Raw genomic sequence first — 19,951 nt, 5'->3', positions numbered from 1 at the left:
AGGAGCTGGTGTCACCAAGCAGATTGTGCATCAACCCTGTTGTGCCACCTGGCCAGAAGCTAGGGTGTTTGGTGGCGGCAATGGCGCCGTCATCAGAAGATTTCAACAGAAAGTTGCATTCATGCCCGCGAATGAACCGTTGTGGACAGCGCCGTCCACTGATAGTCCCGTAGAAGCGACCGAGAAACTGGCTCAAGCCTATTTCAGGCATGTCGGCCCAGACGATGAACGGGTTCTCGGTGAGCAAGGTCGTGCAGAGATGGTGCAAGGCCACCTCGAATTGGCCGTAGAGGCTGGCGGCGAACCGAAAATTGCTGTTCGACATTATCCGCGTCACGCCGTGATTCAGGTGGTGCATCCAGACATTCGGTACCTGGTTGACTCGGTGTCTGCCGAGCTCAATAAAATGGACGTGCCGATCTCGGTGATCGTGCACCCCATTGTTGTTGCCCAGCACGCCAATGACGATGGACGTCTCACCGATATTTTCGAACTTCCCGCCCACCCGCCGCGGATCTCCGGGGACCAAGTCATGCCCCTGGAACAACTGCCACCGGCACCTCAGGGCTATCACGCGGAGCTGCAGTCCTGGATATCAATTCAAACTGGGATGCCACTTCAACCGGACCAAGCCGAAGCCCTAGTCGAGGCTGTTGAAGCATCCCTGGCAGACGTACGCGCTGCCAATCGTGATTTCGACGCCCTCAAACAGGCTGTGACCCATGCAGCTGAGGCGCTGCGAACCGAAGGCCCGGAGTCGGCCCAGGATATTGAGGCAGCGGCTCGACTACTGGAGTGGATGCGCGATGATAACTTTGTGTTCCTTGGGTATCGCGAATACGACCTTGACACGAATGAGCAGGGGCAACAGTACCTAGCAGCCCAGAGGGGAACCGGGCTGGGCATTATGCGTGACCAGGAATCAACGGCGCAACCACTGACTGCTCTCGGCCAACAACAGATCGACAAACCGCAGCCGCTGATCATCACGAAAACAAACTCCCGATCCAGGGTGTATCGCAATGCCTACATGGACTACATCGGCGCCAAAAAATACGATGCAGATGGTGAAGCGGTAGGGGAGCGGCGCTTCATTGGACTCTGGCGACCCACCTTGAGTTCGGTTCCAATCGACCAGGTGCCCTATGCCCACGAGTTGGCCGAACAAGTTCGTGCTGCAGCGGGATTTGACCCGCAGTCGCACTCAGGTGCCGCGCTGAACCTTGAGCTGGAACGGTATCCGCGGGACGAGATGATGCAAATGAGCCCCAGGGAACTGCTAGACACGATGCTTGGCATCTTGTCTCTGGGGGAGCGTCGGAAAACACGGCTGTTTCTAAGACCAGATATCTATGGCCGATTCATGACCGCCATGGTGTATTTACCTCGCGATCGTTACAACACCTCCGTGCGGTTGCGTATCCAAGAGGTCCTCGTGGACCACCTCAATGCCACATCTCTTGACGTCAATGTCTACCTGGACGAGTCCGTCTTAGCCCGATTGTTCTATCGCATCCAGCTGCCCAAGGACTGGGACGGTTACGACCGGGTGGACCACGACCAGATCGAAGAAGACCTCGTGATGGCCGTACGGTCCTGGAAAGAAGGCGTCGACATCCAAGCGGTCGCCGTCTTCGGCGAAAACTCCGGGGTCGAGGCAGCACAAGTCTGGGATGAAGCCTTCCCGCCCAACTATCGCGTGCGCTTTGAAATCGACGATGCGATGGAAGATATATCGCGTTTCACCGCGCTTGAAGACGATCGCCCCGCTATCTATCTGGTGCCCGGCGAGACCGGTGCACGGATGAAGATCTATTCGGCCCAGCCGATCACCTTGACTACCTTGATGCCGATCTTGGGGGAATTAGGTGTTGAGGTCACTGATGAATATCCGTTCCGCATTGCTCCGCGCAATCGTGAACACTATTACCTCTACGACGTCGGATTGCTAGCGGGCGATGACGTCAACCTTTCCAGCGTTGCACAACTGCTTGAAGACACGGTGGCGTCGGCGATTACCGGCCATATCGAAGCTGATGCTTTCAACAAACTGGTGCTGCACCAGGGCGTTTCACCCGAAATGGTCGCAGTCTTGCGCGCATACGGCCACTATTTGCGGCAACTGCAACTACCCAACTCGTTGCAATTTATGGCAGAAGTACTCCTGGCAAACCCCGGCGTCACCGCAGGGCTCGTGGACTATTTCCAAACCCGTTTTGACCCAGACCTTACGGGGGTGGGTGAAGAAAATGATGGAGCAGTATCGCAGGAGCGACTCGATAAACTCGACGAGATCGTGGCCAACCTCCAGGAACGCTTCGAGAAAATCCCCACCCTGGACGCCGACCGGTTACTGCGGCACTATTTGACGGTCATGCAGGCCACCGATAGGACAAATGCCTACACCGGCCATGACTGGTTGAGCTTCAAGATCGCACCGCAACGTATCCCCTTCGCTCCACACCCGCGGCCCCTCCACGAAATCTGGGTCCACTCACCGCAAGTATCAGGTGTGCATTTCCGTTTCGGAGCGATTGCTCGCGGCGGGCTGCGGTGGTCGGACCGGCGAGAGGACTTCCGCACCGAGGTTTTGTCGCTCGTGCAGACCCAACAAACCAAGAACGCAGTCATCGTGCCCCAAGGTGCCAAAGGTGGGTTCTATGCCCACCGGTTGCCCGACCCTTCTGTCGATCGCGAAGCCTGGGTCGAGGCGGGTCGCGAAGCGTATAAAACCTTCATGCGCGCCATGCTGGACATCACCGATAACCAGCGCACCATCGAAGGACAACGGGTCACCTGGACACGAGAGAACATCATCCGCCACGACGAGACCGACACCTACCTGGTCGTAGCGGCCGATAAAGGTACCGCAGGATTCTCGGACACCGCCAACGAAATCGCAGCCGAATACGGCCACTGGCTGGGGGATGCCTTCGCGTCCGGTGGCTCTGTGGGCTACGACCACAAAGGGATGGGCATCACCGCTCGAGGGGCTTGGGAGTCAGTGACATCGCACTTCGGCACGCTCGGCGTCGACGTTGCGACCGAACCGTTCACCGTCGTCGGTATCGGCGATATGTCCGGGGACGTGTTCGGCAACGGGATGCGCCGGTCCGTCAAGACGAAGCTTGTGGCCGCATTCAACCACTTGCACATCTTCATTGACCCTAATCCTGATCCGGAAGTTGCTTTCAATGAACGCGAACGACTCTACAATCTCCCGCGCTCGTCGTGGAGTGACTACAACCCGGAACTGATATCGACAGGTGGTGGCGTATTTGACCGTACCGCCCGGTCCGTGGAGATCACTGATGAGATGCGTAAGGTCTTTGATATCCCCACGACGGTCACCGAAATGACCCCAAATGAGCTGCTCAAAGCGGTCCTGCAAGCGCCGGTCGACCTCCTGTATAACGGCGGTATTGGGACCTACATCAAATCCACGGAAGAAACCCACGACGACGTCGGAGACCGTGCCAACGATCCAATTCGCGTCAACGGCTCTGAAGTGCGTGCTCGAGTCGTTGGTGAAGGCGGGAACCTCGGCGCTACTCAGGCTGGTCGCGTTGAAGCAGCCCTCAGCGGGGTGTTGATCAATATGGACGCGATCGATAACTCAGGTGGCGTTGATGCATCGGATCACGAAGTCAATATCAAGATCTTGATTGATACGATGCTTGAAGAAGAAATCCTCAACCCAGAAGAACGCACTGAGTTGCTATTGTCGATGACCGATGAGGTCGCAGAGCTCGTGCTGGAAACCAACGTGGCCCAGAATGCTTTGTTGCGCCTAGAAGAAGGTCTCGACGCCGAGTGGACGCCAACCCTGATTCGGCATACCGCCTGGCTTGAAGAACACGCCGGGCTAGACCGAGAACAAGAGGCTATTCCTTCCGAAGACGAACTTCGAGAGCGTATGGAACAAGGCAAAGGGTTCGTCACTCCGGAGTTAGCAATCCTGGCGTCCTATACCAAGATCCAGTTGATGCACGATCTGTTGAACTCACCGATGGTCGACGACGAGTGGTTCAACGACTGGTTATACGCATACTTTCCGAAGACGCTGCAGCAACGGGCCGGCAAAACCGTATTGAATCATCCTCTGGCTAAAGAAATTATTGCCATGAAGGTCGCCAACCACGTCATCGACACCGGGGGCATCACCACGGTATTTCGTGCACAAGAAGAAACCGGAGCCGATGCTCATACCATCGTTGAATCGTTCCTAGCCGGGCAGTGGATCTATGAGGTGAACGAATACCGGGGAGAACTCGATGCGTTACCTAAAACCGTAGACCCCGATATTCGTTGGGAAATCGGTTTCCGCCTGCGGCGTCTAACCGATCGCATCACCAGGTGGATCATCCAACACCAGCGCGCGGACCTCACCATGCAGCAACGTATTTCGGCATACTTGAAGCCCGTCACCGAACTACTGCCAGAAATCAATGGTGCGTTTGTAGGCGATACGAAGCGACGGTTTGAGTCTGATCGGGATCGCTTGATTGAAGCCGGATTTGAGCCGCAGCTTGCTGTTCGAACGTCACGGATGTTTGAAGCCTATTCGTTGATGGATATCGTGGACTTGGCCGCTCGTCTGGATGAAGATCCCAAGCGTGTCATCGGCATCTTCTTTGCACTCCATGATGAGTTCAACGTCAGTTATCTGCTGGATCTCATCAGTGGCCTGTCTCGAGAAACCCGTTGGGAATCGCTATCAAGAGTTTCGATGCGCGAAGAGTTGTACTCCTGGCTCACCGAACTTACTGGTGAAGTTCTCACGACCGAAGGCATTGAGGAACGTACGCCGTCCGAGGCGCTGGCTCACTGGGAATCGGATCACTTACGACGTGTGGCACGCGTTCGGAGCTTCCTAGCCCACGTGACTGAGCAATTCGATGTTTACGCCACCACGAATGAAGATACGGACCTTGCCATGTTGACGGTGGTCATGCGCCGACTACGCAGCCTGATCCTGTAACTCCTCGCCAGCTTCGCGAAACCCGGGAGTCGAGACTACGCTACAACTATGCATACCTCGACTCCCGGGTCTTTTGTTGACCAGCAGCACACCCCACATCTGGAACTCATTAAAGCGGAGTGGCAGATTGCTGCTGATCTTTCGTTTTGCGATGTGGTCCTGTGGTATCCCCGTAATGAGTCGTATCAAGCCATAGCCCAGGCTCGACCTGTTACGGCGCAGACGACGCTGCCACAAGACATGACGGGGACGGTTCCACCGGCCAGTATCGGTCCGGTGCTGGACCGTGTATTTGCTACGGGTCAACCAGTCACAGCGACTAACGACGACATTGCTGGCCCACCCGGAGTCTCTGCCTGGCCGGTGGTTTGGAAGGCACAGACCATTGCGGTGGTGACCGTACATCAAAACTTGGTCTCACAGCGCCACACGTCAAGGCTTGAAGAGGTTTACCGACAGTCCGCAAACGATCTTTTCGTGATGATCGGCAACGGGACATGGCCCGCTCAAGATTCCAAAGCTTCGTCCACGAGCCACGGCAACCCTCGGGTCGGGGATGGGCTGGTCCGTATCGACGCCCATGGACTGATCACGTATGCATCTCCCAACGCGACCTCTGCATTTCGAAAACTCGGCATCCGGGATGCAGTCGATGGGAGACAGCTATCGCGATTAGTGACAAATCAGCTTGATGCAAATATGCCACTCGATGAGATTATGCCCGCCGTTCTGTTCGGACGGCAATCAGCACGAGTCGACATAGAAACCCGTAACACTGTGTTGTCCGCACGTTCCATCCCTTTGCTGGACAGCCACGGAGAACACTTCGCTGCTCTTGTGTTACTCCGTGACATCACCGAAATCCGTCGTCGCGATGAACAACTCATCAGTAAAGATGCCACGATTCGAGAAATCCACCACCGGGTGAAGAACAATCTACAAACCGTTGGTTCACTGCTACGAATGCAGTCACGTCGAATGAAATCAGACGACGCGCGCCAAGCCTTATTACAAGCCATGTCAAGAGTAGACGCGATTGCTTTGGTCCACGAGACACTGTCACAAACCATGGAAGCAACTGTAGACATGGATGACTTACTGAATCGTCAATTCACAATGGCCGTTGATATAGCCGCCGGCTCACGATCCGTATCTACTCAAATTCAAGGAAGCTTTGGACAGCTGCCTGGGCACTTGGCTACTCCGTTAGCGCTTGTGGTCAACGAGTTAGCTACCAATGCTGTTGAACATGGCACGGGTCCGGACGGCGGAATGGTTTCGTTGGTCATAAAACGAACTCATGCTCCGGGGCAACCGCACCCCTATCTGAAACTCGAAGTTATTGATGAAGGTATCGTCGATGGGGTGGAAGTAACCGCAACTATCGGTAGCGGTTTGGGTACCCAGATTGTTCGGACCCTTGTGGAGTCTGATCTTCACGGTTCAATTAGTTGGGAACGGCAACTGCCCGACAAGCACGGAGCAGCCGGTACGCGAGCGGTGGTATCCGTCCCACTTGATCATTAAGTTTGGAGAAGACAAGGTCGGTGTCGCACTGCGTGTAACACCGACCTTGTGAGGTTTCTGCGATTAGGAAGCGCGGCGGGCGCGGGCCTTACGACGTTTCAGCGCACGACGTTCGTCTTCACTCATACCGCCCCACACACCGGAATCTTGTCCGGATTCAATCGCCCATTGCAGGCATACTTCTAGAACTGGGCAGGTACGGCAGATTGCTTTAGCTTCTTCGATCTGCAATAAGGCAGGGCCGGTATTACCGACTGGGAAGAAGAGTTCTGGGTCCTTGTCAAGACAGGCTGCTTTACTGCGCCAATCCATTATGATCGCTCCCTAAAAACGCCTATGTAGGCGTGAAATAAAAGTGACTAGTGATCGGTAATTTAAAACGCTTTAGTCTCAGTGACACGTAGTCTGTCCCAGAAGGACAAACTAATTACGGATCTCCATTAGTGTGTTATGAACCAGCTTTCCATGGAGTGTTCATCGGTTCAAGAGCTTTTTCGAGAAACTTCTCCAAAACCGGGAGGCATTAGTCACATTCGGGGCTAAATGTGAATAGCGTTGGTGCGACGGTCACATTAACGGCGAGTGAATCAAGATACGCTCTGACGGAGAATGAGTTCGTCTTACAATCGATATTTAGTCATGGAGTTATGGCATGTCACAAACACCACAGAGCACTCAGAGACCCTTGCTTATCAAAGTCGTGGTTCTGGTGGTCTTAGGTCAAGCCGTCGCGCTTCTAGTCAACGCCGTTTTGACAATCGTGGGGAGCGGATCAGGTCAGCTGCCGGTATCAGCGATAATTTTTCTAGTGTTCTTGTACCTGCTGGGCATGGTCTGGTTGATCGCTGCCGCAGTTGGCGTATATAAAGGCAAAGCATGGCCACGAGGTGCACTCATCGTTGCAGAAGTGTTGGCCGTGATCTTGTCGTTCACGTATTTCCAGCTCGGCGACATCTTGCTGGGGAGCGCGCTTATCTTCTCCGGTGGGGTCGTGCTTATTTTGCTCTTTACTCCGGCGTTGAACAACCATCTCGTTCAGCGCCGGAGTCACGACAGCTAGTTGACGGGTCCGGTGTATTTTTCGCCGGGCCCTTGACCTGGCGGGTCAGGTACGATGGACTCCTCGCGGAACGCCAGTTGGAGGGTTCGCAGACCATCGCGAAGTGGTGCAGCATGGGCTGAACCCATGTCAGGGGCTCCTGCGACAATCAAGCCGGCAAGTGCAGTGATCAGTTTACGCGCCTCGTCAAGGTCGATGTGATCCCTGGCATTTGGCATATCGCCGAGGCCGAGCTTAACTGCAGCCGCCGTCATCAGGTGTACAGCTGTAGTTGAGATTACTTCCGCGGCCGGTACTTCGTGAATCTCGCGAACTTGATTCTCGACGTCATCCAGGCCGAATTCATAAACACCGTCTCCGGTGTGATCATGTGGTTCAGTCATACGTCTAAGCTTGGCACATCTCCTACGCGAAGATTTCTGTTGGACGTACTTTTCGTGCAGAGAGGAGCGTTGACGTGCTTACCTCGAATTGAGGTTCATGTTCGATCATGATAGAGTTAACCGGCGTATGACAAGTGGAGGTTTCCTCCCACCCGCCGACGGATTTAGGTCTTGTTATCGGGTAGACCGGATGCAAGCGAGAACTGCACCCCATGAATCGAATGCACATTGGTGCAACGATTTGGCCTCCACTGTCTTTACAGGGAGGCATTTTTTATGCCTTGCCCTGGAAGTACACCAGCGGGAGTGGTGACTACCAGCATTTCACCTAAGCAAGGAGACATCTCATTAGCGAGCCAAGAGTAAACGAACGCATTCGCGTGCCCGAGGTCCGGTTGGTTGGCCCAGAGGGTGAACAGGTCGGAATCGTGCGCATTGAAGATGCGTTGCGGTTGGCCGTTGAAGCTGATTTAGATCTAGTGGAAGTGGCCCCGAAGGCCAAGCCACCGGTTGCGAAACTGATGGATTTCGGTAAGTGGAAGTACGAAGCGGCAGTTAAAGCTCGTCAGTCCCGCCGAAACCAGGCAACCACCCAGCTGAAGGAAGTCCGCTTCCGCCTAAAGATTGAGGACCACGACTATCAGACTAAGGTCTCGCAGGCGCAGAAATTCCTCAAAGCTGGCGACAAAGTCAAAGCGATGATCCAGTTCCGTGGCCGCGAACAGCAACGCCCTGAATTCGGTGTCCACTTGTTGGAACGCTTCGCTGATGACGTGGCCGAATTCGGCGAGGTTGAGTCTAAGCCCCGTCAAGACGGACGAAACATGGTCATGGTTATTGGTCCCTTGAAGGGTGCTCAAGCCAGCCGTGGCAAGGGCGGAGACCACAAGCCACGTCAGGGTGGAGGCTCCCGACGAGATCGAGCAGCAGCAGCCGCTCGTCAAGCCCGCGAAGAAGATGCGCAGCAAGCTGAGCCCAAAAACTCAATTGCTGATGCCATGCCAGACGAACTGAAACAGCAAGCCACCCAGGTAAACGATGGTCCAAAGCCTGGACCAATGCAATAGTCAGTTCGAGTTAACGAAGAATTTCCCGAGCTGATCTCGGTTCCGGGACATTAAGTCTTGCTACAAGACTGAGACTGGTTTCTTGCGGAAGCCAGCCGACAACGATAAGGAGAACGGCCACTATGCCGAAAATGAAGACTCACAACGGTGCCCGTAAGCGCTTCCGCGTGACTGGGTCGGGAAAGCTGATGCGCGAACGTGCAAACCGCCGTCACTACCTGGAGCACAAATCTTCACGCTACAAGCGCCGTCTGAAACCAGACGTCGCCCTGGCTAAAGCCGACGTTGCACGTATCCGTCGCATGCTGGGTATTTAGCACCCTGCTATAGGTATCATCACCATCAGTTTTCTTCCCACTCTGGGAAATCATAAATAAGGAGTAGAACGCATGGCACGTGTCAAACGTTCGATTAACGCAAAAAAGAAGCGTCGCACAGTACTGCAGCGCGCTAAAGGCTACCGCGGTCAGCGCTCACGTTTGTACCGTAAAGCACATGAACAGCTGCTGCACTCGTTTGTCTACAACTATCAGCACCGTCGCAAACGTAAAGGCGATTTCCGTCGTCTGTGGATTACCCGCATCAATGCCGCCGCACGTGCTAACGGTATGACATATAATCGCTTCATCCAAGGTCTGAAACTGGCTGAAATCGAATTGGACCGTCGCATGCTGGCCCAAATCGCTGTGTCTGACGCAGAGACCTTCTCCGCTCTAGTCAAAATGGCAAAAGAAGCGCTGCCAGCAGACGTGAACGCACCAGTCGCTAAGTAACATTTAGCACTCAGTACATGACAAAACGCCCCGTCAATCTGATGGACAACCCCCACGCGGATCGCGTGAAGCGGGTCGCTCAGTTGGCGGGGCGTTCTGCTGTTCGAAACCGTAGGCAGCAGTTTCTTGCAGAAGGCCCACAGTCGGCGACCGAAGCTATCCGTGTACACCTGGGCCTACTTGAGCTGTCTAACTCGACACGCCAAATGTGGCCTGTCGGAGAGACCGTTGCCGAAGTCTATTTCACGCGCCAACTATTGGTCTCGCAGCCGGCACTCTCTGCTCTGGTGCATCAACTACCCTCCAACGTCTTTATTGCTGAAACTTCCAACGAAGTACTGCAAGCCATGTCTGATGCTGTGGTACACCAGGACATCTTGGTCGTAGTTAATATCCCTCCGGGTAATTCACCGCCCCCGCAGCAGGCCGCGTTGGTTGCAGGGATGGTAAGGATTCAAGATCCTGGGAATGTCGGAACGATCATTCGGGCCGCCGATGCGTCTGGTGCGGACTACGTGTTCGCAACCCCCGGGACAGTCGATATTTATAATCCCAAAACTGTTCGGTCTACGGCTGGTTCATTGTTTCACCTACCTGTTTATACCCGGGTAGACCTTGAATCATTTGTTGGATCCTTTCAGGGACAAACCTGGGCTGCCGATGGCTATGGCAATCTCGTCTTGGATCAAACAGACTCCTTTCTGCTCAACGCACCAACGGCGTGGCTGTTCGGTAATGAAGGTCAAGGGCTCAACGAGGCAGAACTTGGTCTTGCAGATCAACGGGTGGCAGTCCCGCTATATGGTTTAGCTGAGTCACTGAATGTCTCGACTGCGGCGACAATTTGCCTATATTCTTCTGCAATGGCACAGCGCCGTCATCAACCATCGGCTAGTTGAACTTCCCACCCTCCGCTAGGTTTCTCTGCTGTCACTAGGACGGCCCGTGAAATCAGCGAGGGTATCTCCACGAGTTTGGGCCAAATCATCTGATGTTCAGTTGATGAGTTCTTAGGTAAGTAAAATCGATCGGGGATCATCCCGAGAAGTCGTCCGCCTGCCAGTTCACGGCCGCCAAACACGTATATTTTCAAGCTCATGGAGTACTGGCGCAACAGGTGGATCAGCTGTTCATCAAAGCCCTGAAAGCTTCCTGTCACGAGGGCATTGGCCCAGCTGCCCCAGTCTGCAATGATCATGACAACCGTGGTATTGCTACGAAGTCTTGCTTTGATATCTGCCATGAAGTGCTGCAGAATATCGGCATTAGCCTCAGAGTAGTGAAGATACGTATCCCATCTGTTCGGATCCCCAACGACAGGACGTCCGTCGAGAAAAACCGTCTCGACATCTGATCCCGCAACATATTCCGCCACAACAGCTAGTGTCTCTGCGATGCCGCTGCCGGCCGACCCTATCCAGGCCACAGAGCCCGAAAGGACCAGGTGTCCACCTGGATCAGATGTATGACCCAGGTACACTGGGTATTGCGCAGATCGCGTAGGGTCATCGACTAACCCGATAGGACTCGCACCCATGCTGGCTGGCAAAAGGTGCAGAAATGACTTATCTATTTGTTGTGGTAGTGCTGGTAATAGCACCGGGTCTGGTACAGGTAGGGACGCGGCCTGCTGCCGGAATCTTTGAATAAGTGCGGGCCAGTCCGTCGTCACCGGCAATGTGGTCTCTTTGCTAGCCTCGCAAGGTTGGAGGACTATTGGCTCGTCGTTTAGCAGATATCGTGAGGTTTGAAATAATCGCGGCGTACTCGATCCCGCTTTGTGATAGGCACGCCCCGGTGTGGTCGGGGAAATCGAAAACGCTTCGGCAGTTCCCAGAACCTCCCAGGAGTCGTGTTCTGTCGCAGTTCTCAGGCAGATCAGCGAACCGATGTTTGCGCGAATATCTGCACTCACGGCGCCTTGCGTTCGCTGGGTAGCGATAACTAAATGAAATCCAAGCGATCGACCGGTCGACGCGAGATGCGCAAGAATTGTTGATGCCTCAGGGTTCTGTTCGATGAGCACTCTAAGCTCGTCGATCGCTACGACCAGTCGCGGTAAGTCAATGTGGGGTGCTTTACTCCGGAACGCGGCATAATCGGCGACTTGATGGTCTGCAAAGAGACTTTCTCTGCGAAAAAGTTCGGCAGCGATGGCCTTGAGCGACCTGAACGAGGTCGCTGCTACATGGTTGGTCTCGACGCTTACAGTGTGTGGAAGTGGAGCTAGTACATTGAATGATGAGCCTCCCTTAAAATCCAATAGGATCATACTGACCTCGCACGGGGGATAACGTTCTATAAGGCCCGCCAGCAAGGTAAGTAGTAGCTCGGATTTGCCTGAACCGGTGGTTCCGGTGATAAGCACATGCGGACCGTCGGGAACAAGATCAATATTAAGGCCTAGGGAACCTGTCCCTAAACTCGTCACTAGTTCAGTTATCGCCTGTCCGCGCATACATTGTGGCGATACCTCTAGATAATCAGAACTCAACTGATCGTTGGGTTGATCAAGCCCGAGTTCGTAGGTGATCAGGTCGAGAGACGCTCGGCTCATTCCAGCCGGAACGACATCACTTGCAACCCAAGGTCCTTCAATTCTTCGATCTGCAAGGTCTATATGTGTCGTAAGGCTGTCAATCACCACCTCGGTATCTCTGGTGAAAATCAGGTGGTGTACATGCGAGTCGTCTGGTTTTTTGGGATACTGAGATATCTCCACGACCGGTGAACCGCCCACGTGAACGCCGTCAATTACAAGTCCGCTTCTTGTAGCACGCACATGCCGTAGCAACTGAACGATGGTCCAGTTTTTCAGCGCGTGAAGTATGTCAGGATCTCCAGTAACTACGGTGCGATGGCCTGGCTTAAGCTGAACCACGAGATCAACTCGCGCACTGAGGTGCGGCTGCCATCGGAGGGTCTCAACAACCTGTTGCATTGCTGCCTTGCGTACACCGGTACCGAGGTGTAGGACCGGATACTGAGGTTGAGAACCCGCCAAAGCTAGAGGATCAGGCCCATCAGCGGTTAACGCTAACATCATCTGTTCTGGGGTGAAGATGCTGCCGTGAAAATCACTAACGGCCGCCTCAATAGCTGCCCGTATTTTCTCAACGAATCGCCTCCGAGACCTTCGGTATTGAGCGATAAGTACTACAGCAATAATCACGGAGATGCCAGAGAACAGTAGAAAATACCACATCCCGGTGACGACCATGAGGACTATGCCGATCATCAGCGGCGCAGCAGCTCCGATGACTTGCAGCAGTACATTGGGCGGTGAGGGCGGTTGGCCGCACGAGATTTCGAAAGTTTTCGGCTGCTTGGGAATTCGAAGTGGTTCGCCCGCTCCTCGGTGGAGTTTGAAAGATGTAGTACCAGCAACGAACGTCTCACCGGCTTTCCAGTAAATGGGTTTTCCCTGTGCTGGTGTGATAATCGGGCCATTGGAGGATAAACGAATATCGAAGTCATGAGCAGAGAGCCAGGGATCTCGAATCTGTGCTTGTGCGCTACTTCTTCCGACTGTGAGGTTGACCCGAGTCAGGGGAAACATTCGCCCCGAATCGGGTCCTTCAGCGGTCACTAGCAGTAATCTCGACTCTGGCTTATATGGCGAAGCTGCATTTATCGGCTTCGCTACCAGACGCCCAACTCCGTGCGACCACAGATCTAACAGATCCGTCGCAGGTATTTCCTCCAGAGGTACTCCCTGTACAAAAAACTTCAACTTGCTGGCACCAGGAATCACAACCTGTAGTTGCATCGCCAATTCCTGACCCCCTTCAAGCGGGATACGGTTTAAATGCCACCAGGTAGGACGACGCGTAGACCCAAAGATTTGCAGTAACATTCCTTCCCTTTCGCTGTTCCATTCACTTATGGTCGCTCATTGCGGTATATGGCGAAACCCACTGGGAACACAGTGTGGAAAAGAGTGGAAGTCATGGCTGTTATCCACAGGGCGTCAATCAAGGCTTGAAACTTCAAGGTAACTTGGAGAAAGTGAATCGTGTCACAAGGTCGCAGACACTTTGGTTGAGTATGGAGATACATGGAAGCCAGGCAGTTGCTAGAACTGGAAGTCCGCGAGATGATTCGAACTCGCGGCATTGATCCCAGTGGACAACCCGAAGAAGTCCGAGCTCTCGTTGCATCAGCGGCCGCCGACTACGACGCTCGTAGCCTGCAGTCTCCGCTACCCGTGCTTGCTGATTTAGATTCAACGAGGCAAGCGATTTTTGATGCGGTAGCAGGCTTCGGGCCACTCCAGCCCCTGCTTGATGATCCCGAGGTTGAGGAACTGTGGATCAACTCGCCGACACAGATATTCTGTGCTCGCAATGGGATCACCGAATTGACCAACATTTCGTTGACGTCACAACAAGTAGCCGACTTGGTTGAAAAGATGCTTAAAACAAGCGGTAGAAGACTCGATCTATCCACTCCGTTCGTGGATGCCGCATTACCCGATGGTTCACGTCTTCACGTGGTCATCCCCGACATCACCGCGAAACACTGGGCAGTTAATATCCGGAAATTCGTCGTGCGCGCGCATCGGCTATCCGATCTCGTGCAAAAGGGGAGCCTGACCACGCAGGCCGCCGCCTACCTTGATAAAGCAGTCAGTGCAGGCCTAAATATCCTAGTTTCGGGAGCCACCCAGGCAGGTAAGACGACCATGCTCAATTGCCTTTCAGCCTCGATTGGGCCACGAGAGCGAGTCATTACTGTAGAAGAAATTTTCGAACTAAAGATCCCTCAACGCGACGTCGTTAATATGCAATGCCGTCAACCCAACCTCGAGGGCGTCGGTGAGATTTCGCTACGAAGACTGGTGAAAGAAGCACTACGGATGCGACCTGACCGCATTATTGTCGGAGAAGTACGCGAAGCCGAGGCATTAGACATGCTCGTGGCGCTAAATGCAGGCCTAGCGGGCATGTGTAGTGTGCATGCTAACTCAGCGCATGACGCCCTCGCGAAGATCTGTACCCTGCCGTTGCTGGCAGGGGAGAATATCAGCCGAGATTTTGTGACCCCCACGGTGGCTAGTTGTTTTGACCTGGTGGTGCATTGCGCTCGCGATCATGACGGGCATCGGTATGTGGCGGAGATTCTGGCGGTTGGCAGCCGTGTCGAAGGAGGAATTATCGAATCGACGCCAGTCTTCCGGTTCTTAGACGGTGAGCTGACATTGAATCAAACAGGCCTGATGGAACATCCCAAGTTTGCCGCCGCAGGAGTCGACATCCGAACGGTCCTTGGAGAGACAGCATGAGCGTCCTTCTGGGTCTTGTATTGGGCGCTGGGTTACTGCTCGTCTGGTGGTCATTTTGGCCACGTTCAGAAAAAACAAAGGATCGACCCCCGTCAAAAGCACAGCAGCTTATTGCCCAGACAGGCATAGCTCGTCTTAGCGTTTCAGGCGTAGTGACGCTCTCGGTGGTGTTGGCGTCTGTCGTGTTTATTAGTCTTTCAGCTCTCACTGGTGCCATGCCCGTGGCACTCTGTTTTGCGCTGTTTGCAGCGGCTGCACCGTGGGCCGCATTGTCGTGGCAAGCCAAGCGGCGCCAAACAGCTCTCCGAGAGATATGGCCTGATGCCATCGATAACCTGCGTTCAGCGGTTCGGGCCGGATTGACACTGCCTGAGGCGTTAACTCAACTAGCAGATCGTGGTCCCAATGAACTCCGCGTGCCGTTTGAAGAATTCGCTGCTGATTACCGCGCAGGGGCCCGGTTCGCAGATGCTCTAGAGCGACTGAAATACTCACTGGCGGATCCAACAGCTGACCGTCTCATTGCCTCTCTGCACGTAACCCGAGAGGTAGGGGGCGCCGACATCGGACGCTTATTGGAAACTCTGTCTGACTTCCTGCGCGATGATGCGCGGACGAGAGCGGAACTAGAAGCGCGGCAATCTTGGACTGTTAACGGAGCACGGCTCGCTGTGGTAGCTCCATGGCTAATTTTGCTCTTATTAGTAACGCAACCCGAAGCAGCAGTGGCCTATCAGTCCGTGACCGGGCTGATCATCTTAATGGGTGGCGTGGGTGTTTCCGTTATCTGTTATCAACTCATGCTGAAGATCGGATCCCTGCCAGCGGAACGGAGAATTCTGTGAATGCCGCGATGTGGTCGGCCATCGGTTTGGCTATTGCCGGAGCTGTGGGCTTGACGATGCTGATAGTGACAGGTATTCGGTTCAACAAGTCAAGCTTGGCAGAACGAGTCGCACCCCAGATGCGAGGCTACATGAACGCGGAAACAACCGAACGGGCTACGCTACCAATGTTCGGTACGCTGTCGACCATTAGTACGCCTTTGGTACAAGCTGGGGTTGACCAACTCAATAAGCTGAACCTTGGCAACGCACAGCTCACCTCTCGGCTAGCACAAGCTGGTTCACGCCTCACCGTCGCTGACTATCGTGCGCAACAGTTGATGATGGCGGTCGGCGCGGCAATACTAGCTATCTCCGGGTGCATTTGGGCAGCTGTACACCACGCATTGAATCCGATCATTGGGCTGATTATCGTCACGATAGCCACAGTGCTCGCGTTTTTCGCCCGAGACAATCTTCTAACCGCCCAAATAAACCGACGACGAACGAAGATCTTGGCTGAGTTCCCAACCGTAGCTGAGTTACTGGCGCTTTCCGTGGCTGCCGGCGAGTCCGCACATAGTGCACTCGAACGGGTAGCCACCACAGCCAGGGGCGAGCTCGCATACGAGTTCAAACTCGTGCTTGCTGATATCCGCTCTGGCGACAGCCTGACGAGCGCGTTGAATTCATGCTCCGATCGGCTAAAACTTCATCCGGTAGAACGTTTTATTACCGGTCTGACCGTCGCGCACGAACGAGGCACACCGTTGGCCGCTGTGTTGTATGCCCAAGCTCGGGATGTTCGTGAATTGACCAAACGTGAACTGCTCGAGCTCGCGGGCAAAAAAGAAATCTCGATGCTTGTGCCTTTAATCTTCGGCATTCTCCCATTGACCGTAGTTTTTGCAGTTTTCCCCGGACTCTCATTACTCAATCTCGGACTCTGACCTTGAAAGGATTCACCGTGCACTTACTCAACCGCATTACTAGGCACCTCACCATTGACCGATTCCAAGACGAGCGTGGGGATGTGCCCGGGTGGGTCATGATCACACTTATGTCCGCCATTCTGGTAGCAGGTCTACTTGCGCTTGCGGGGCCAGCCCTGAATGGTTTATTTGAAGAAGCGATAGCGCGTGTTTCAGGGTCTTAAGCCGACCTCCCGTAGAGATACGGGCGCGGTCGTAGCCGAATCAGCGATGATCATCGGGCTGGTGACTTTACTCTGCGGGACCATCTTGCAGATAGGCGTCATTATTCACACCAGAAACACAATGATTGATGCAGCGTCTGCGGGTGCTCGCTATGCAGCACTTGCAGATCGCAACCTGACCGATGGGCAAAAGCGGACCGCTGCTCTGTTGGCCAGCAGCATACCAAATGCAGAATCAGCGATCGTAACCATCGGGCGAGAAAGCGACGGTGAGCTCATTCGTGTCACTGTGACACATCACCTTCCGATGCTGGGGTTCATCACCGCGCCCGTTCCTTTATCAGCGACGGCACAAGCATATGATCTCACTCCGTAACGATCAGGGATCAGCCACAGTCGAGTTCATCGGCCTATCTGTCATATTATTGATTCCCGCCATATATTTGCTCTTGACGATCTCGCAGTTGCAAGCAGCCGGCTACGCCGCTGTGGCTGCAGCCGACCAGGCTGCTAAGACCGTTGGTCTTAGCCAGAGCGCGGCCCAGGCTGAACAGCTTGCAATTCGCACAGTCCAACTGACTGCTGAGGACTTTCAACTAGAACCGGATGCAACCACCACAACGATAAAATGCAGTAACCCAGATTGTACGAATCCAGGGACTCAAATTCGTGTGTATGTATCAATGGATGTGACGTTGCCGTTAGTCCCAACGTTTTTCGGAAAGCCAACCCGCATTGCCACGATGGACGCAACCGGTTATCACCTGATAGGGGAGTTCGAATGATCATTCGAGGGCAGGAAGATAACGGGCAAACCTCAGTTTTCGTAATCGGCGTGACGGTCATTATTTTACTGTTTACCCTGACCATCGCAGCGATCATGTCGGTCACTTTGCAACACCGCAAACTGTTGTCACTTGCGGACTCTGCTGCTCAGAGTGCGGCTACAGCATTTACACTCGCTGATCCTGAGGCACTTGCACTGAAGATCACTCACGAAACAGCCACGAGCGAGGTCAACCAGCACCTGACCAATGTTGAGGCAGCTGACCGGTTTCCTCATCTTCGCGTGGAGCAGGTCCGTGTTACTGGCGATACGACCGTGACAGTCCAGTTATCTGCCACAGCACACCCGCCGGTTGTTAACTGGGTGCTTCCTGCTGGTGTGGTCGTGACTGCAGAGGGCACGGCCAGAACACAGCTCACGCAATGAAAACAGTATTTATGCCCTGACTCCCATTTCGCGTATCCTGGAAGAATAATGGCTGATATTGACTTTTCCGCAGAAATCGCAGACCTGCGCCACACCTACGAATCCATCGCGGCGGTATCCGACGTCGAACAGATCCGCGCCGCAATCGCTGACCTGTCTAAGCAAGCTAGCGCCCCTGATCTCTGGAACGATCCAACAATCGGACAACAGGTTACTTCGGCGTTGTCGCGAAAAGAACATGAACTAGAGCGACTCACCTCGTTAGCCTCCCGAATCGATGACCTAGAAGTCATGGTTGAACTGGCACAAGAAGCTGGCGACACTGATCTTTATGCGGAAGCAGCAAATGAGTTGACTGCTATCAAAAAAGCCCTCAGCCAGCTGGAGACCGTTACCTTACTGAGTGGGGAATACGACGAACGCGAAGCCGTCATCACCATTCGTGCTGGAGCTGGCGGAGTTGATGCCTCAGACTTTACTCAGATGCTACTGCGCATGTATCTGCGGTGGGCCGAGCACAACGGGTACCCTGCCAAAGTCATGGACACGTCCTACGCGGAAGAAGCCGGTCTGAAATCGGCTACGTTTGAAGTCAACGCTCCGTATGCCTACGGCACGTTATCTGTGGAAGCCGGTACACACCGTCTCGTGCGGATCTCACCGTTTGATAACCAAGGACGACGGCATACTTCTTTTGCAGCAGTCGAAGTCGTGCCACTTATTGAATCTGATGACTCTATCGATATTCCTGATACTGACCTGCGAGTTGATGTATTTCGTTCGTCAGGGCCTGGTGGACAACACGTGAACACCACCGACTCGGCGGTGCGTTTGACCCACCTTCCGACCGGCATTGTGGTGTCAATGCAGAACGAAAAATCACAGATTCAAAACCGTGCTGCGGCGATGCGCGTCTTGCAGTCACGCCTCTTGTTGTTACGTAAAGAAGAAGAGGAAGCCAAAAAGAAAGAACTGGCCGGTGACGTCAAGGCTTCTTGGGGCGATCAAATGCGCTCCTATGTCTTAAACCCGTATCAGATGGTCAAGGATTTGCGCACCAACCATGAAGAAGGAAATCCGGATAAAGTCTTCAATGGTGAAATTAATGATTTCATTGAAGCAGGAATTCGATGGCGTGCTGAAGGTCGTCACGAATAACCACCGCCCCTAGTCAACACCAAGCGATGGTGCAAGACTAGAGGCATGACTGAACAACGCATTGTGCATGCCACGCGGACAATTGATGCCCCCGCCACAACAATATTTGAACTCATTGCTGATCCTGCCCAACAACCGGAGTGGGACGGCAACGACAACCTCGCAAAAGCCCCTACAGGTCAACGCATCACTGCGGTGAATCAGGACTTCACTATGGAGTTGACCAACGGCGAGAGCCGGACGAATCACGTGGTCGAGTTTGAAGAGGGTCGGCGCATTGCCTGGAAGCCCGCGCCTACTGGCGAAGAACCACGAGGACATATTTTCCGCTGGGAACTGCGTCCCATCAATGACACACAAACCGAGGTGACTCACACCTACGACTGGACTCAACTGACCGATGAAACACGTTTTACGCGAGCCCGCTCTTACACTGAAGAAGCGCTGATGAGTTCGGTTAACCGCCTATCACTGAAAGCCGAAAGCTAACGTATACGAGTGACTAGGTATTTGACCCTGTGCGTT

At 54.0% G+C, this 19,951-nt stretch carries 19 protein-coding genes; 16 read left to right on the top strand and 3 right to left on the bottom strand.

Translation table 11 applies throughout. The annotated features are described in order from the left end of the window. Positions 1-121: 121 nt before the first annotated feature. The gene (locus FB556_RS11590) at positions 122-4,981 is read left to right on the top strand and encodes an NAD-glutamate dehydrogenase (protein WP_141867898.1); all 4,860 of its coding nucleotides are present in this window, start codon (positions 122-124) and stop codon (positions 4,979-4,981) included. A gap of 48 nt (positions 4,982-5,029) precedes the next feature. Continuing rightward, on the top strand, positions 5,030-6,508 hold the full coding sequence (locus tag FB556_RS11585) for a sensor histidine kinase (RefSeq protein ID WP_141867895.1): 1,479 nt from the start codon (positions 5,030-5,032) through the stop codon (positions 6,506-6,508). Positions 6,509-6,571: 63 nt separating this feature from the next. On the opposite strand, the gene FB556_RS11580 is transcribed toward FB556_RS11585, so the two are convergent. Continuing rightward, positions 6,572-6,820 carry a WhiB family transcriptional regulator gene (locus FB556_RS11580; protein WP_141867893.1) on the bottom strand — a complete coding sequence of 83 codons (249 nt, stop codon included), beginning with the start codon at positions 6,818-6,820 and terminating at the stop codon, positions 6,572-6,574. A gap of 340 nt (positions 6,821-7,160) precedes the next feature. On the opposite strand from FB556_RS11580, the gene FB556_RS11575 reads away from it, so the two are divergent. After that, positions 7,161-7,568, top strand: a complete 408-nt coding sequence (locus FB556_RS11575; RefSeq protein ID WP_141867891.1) for a hypothetical protein — start codon at positions 7,161-7,163, stop codon at positions 7,566-7,568. Here FB556_RS11575 and FB556_RS11570 read toward each other — a convergent pair. Further along, positions 7,565-7,951, bottom strand: a complete 387-nt coding sequence (locus FB556_RS11570; protein WP_141867889.1) for a DUF1844 domain-containing protein — start codon at positions 7,949-7,951, stop codon at positions 7,565-7,567. The two genes, FB556_RS11575 and FB556_RS11570, sit on opposite strands and share 4 nt — an antisense overlap. Before the next feature lie 347 nt (positions 7,952-8,298). Here FB556_RS11570 and infC point away from each other — a divergent pair, with 347 nt between their 5' ends. The 4 genes from infC (at position 8,299) to FB556_RS11550 (ending at position 10,690) form a co-directional block, all read left to right on the top strand. Then, positions 8,299-9,018 carry a translation initiation factor IF-3 gene (gene infC, locus FB556_RS11565; protein ID WP_141867887.1) on the top strand — a complete coding sequence of 240 codons (720 nt, stop codon included), beginning with the start codon at positions 8,299-8,301 and terminating at the stop codon, positions 9,016-9,018. A gap of 122 nt (positions 9,019-9,140) precedes the next feature. Next, complete coding sequence (rpmI, locus tag FB556_RS11560; RefSeq protein WP_043058549.1) at positions 9,141-9,335, top strand: 50S ribosomal protein L35; 195 nt, start codon at positions 9,141-9,143, stop codon at positions 9,333-9,335. A gap of 72 nt (positions 9,336-9,407) precedes the next feature. Beyond that, a complete protein-coding gene (gene rplT / locus FB556_RS11555) occupies positions 9,408-9,791 on the top strand; it encodes a 50S ribosomal protein L20 (RefSeq protein ID WP_141867885.1) in 384 nt (127 codons plus the stop codon). Positions 9,792-9,808: 17 nt separating this feature from the next. Next, positions 9,809-10,690 carry a TrmH family RNA methyltransferase gene (locus FB556_RS11550; protein WP_141867883.1) on the top strand — a complete coding sequence of 294 codons (882 nt, stop codon included), beginning with the start codon at positions 9,809-9,811 and terminating at the stop codon, positions 10,688-10,690. Here FB556_RS11550 and FB556_RS11545 read toward each other — a convergent pair. Further along, the gene (locus FB556_RS11545) at positions 10,672-13,380 is read right to left on the bottom strand and encodes an FtsK/SpoIIIE domain-containing protein (RefSeq protein WP_170200459.1); all 2,709 of its coding nucleotides are present in this window, start codon (positions 13,378-13,380) and stop codon (positions 10,672-10,674) included. The genes FB556_RS11550 and FB556_RS11545 overlap by 19 nt on opposite strands. Positions 13,381-13,848: 468 nt before the next feature. Here FB556_RS11545 and FB556_RS11540 point away from each other — a divergent pair, with 468 nt between their 5' ends. The 9 genes from FB556_RS11540 (at position 13,849) to FB556_RS11500 (ending at position 19,915) form a co-directional block, all read left to right on the top strand. Further along, positions 13,849-15,075, top strand: a complete 1,227-nt coding sequence (locus FB556_RS11540) for a TadA family conjugal transfer-associated ATPase (RefSeq protein WP_141867879.1) — start codon at positions 13,849-13,851, stop codon at positions 15,073-15,075. Then, entirely contained in the window at positions 15,072-15,920 is an 849-nt protein-coding gene (locus FB556_RS11535; RefSeq protein WP_141867877.1) for a type II secretion system F family protein, read from the top strand. Before FB556_RS11540 ends, FB556_RS11535 begins: the two co-directional genes overlap by 4 nt. Next, positions 15,917-16,849: a type II secretion system F family protein gene (locus FB556_RS11530; RefSeq protein WP_246057447.1), complete on the top strand. Its 933-nt coding sequence runs from the start codon at positions 15,917-15,919 to the stop codon at positions 16,847-16,849. Before FB556_RS11535 ends, FB556_RS11530 begins: the two co-directional genes overlap by 4 nt. 17 nt (positions 16,850-16,866) lie before the next feature. Beyond that, a complete protein-coding gene (locus FB556_RS13720) occupies positions 16,867-17,055 on the top strand; it encodes a hypothetical protein (RefSeq protein ID WP_246057445.1) in 189 nt (62 codons plus the stop codon). Beyond that, positions 17,039-17,431, top strand: a complete 393-nt coding sequence (locus FB556_RS11520; protein ID WP_246057444.1) for a TadE/TadG family type IV pilus assembly protein — start codon at positions 17,039-17,041, stop codon at positions 17,429-17,431. The genes FB556_RS13720 and FB556_RS11520 overlap by 17 nt, the downstream gene beginning before the upstream one ends. 73 nt (positions 17,432-17,504) lie before the next feature. Then, a complete protein-coding gene (locus tag FB556_RS11515; RefSeq protein ID WP_141867875.1) occupies positions 17,505-17,840 on the top strand; it encodes a hypothetical protein in 336 nt (111 codons plus the stop codon). Next, positions 17,837-18,268, top strand: a complete 432-nt coding sequence (locus FB556_RS11510; protein ID WP_141867873.1) for a pilus assembly protein TadG-related protein — start codon at positions 17,837-17,839, stop codon at positions 18,266-18,268. The genes FB556_RS11515 and FB556_RS11510 overlap by 4 nt, the downstream gene beginning before the upstream one ends. Positions 18,269-18,316: 48 nt before the next feature. Continuing rightward, positions 18,317-19,426, top strand: coding sequence for a peptide chain release factor 2 (gene prfB / locus FB556_RS11505; protein ID WP_141867871.1), 1,110 nt, complete (start codon positions 18,317-18,319; stop codon positions 19,424-19,426). A gap of 45 nt (positions 19,427-19,471) precedes the next feature. Continuing rightward, complete coding sequence (locus FB556_RS11500) at positions 19,472-19,915, top strand: SRPBCC family protein (RefSeq protein ID WP_141867869.1); 444 nt, start codon at positions 19,472-19,474, stop codon at positions 19,913-19,915. Positions 19,916-19,951 lie beyond the last annotated feature (36 nt).

Origin of the sequence: Enteractinococcus coprophilus (assembly GCF_006716305.1) — a bacterium.
GTDB lineage: Bacteria > Actinomycetota > Actinomycetes > Actinomycetales > Micrococcaceae > Yaniella > Yaniella coprophila.
Note: the sequence above shows the minus strand (reverse complement) of the source record. Positions and strands in the feature narration are given on the sequence as shown.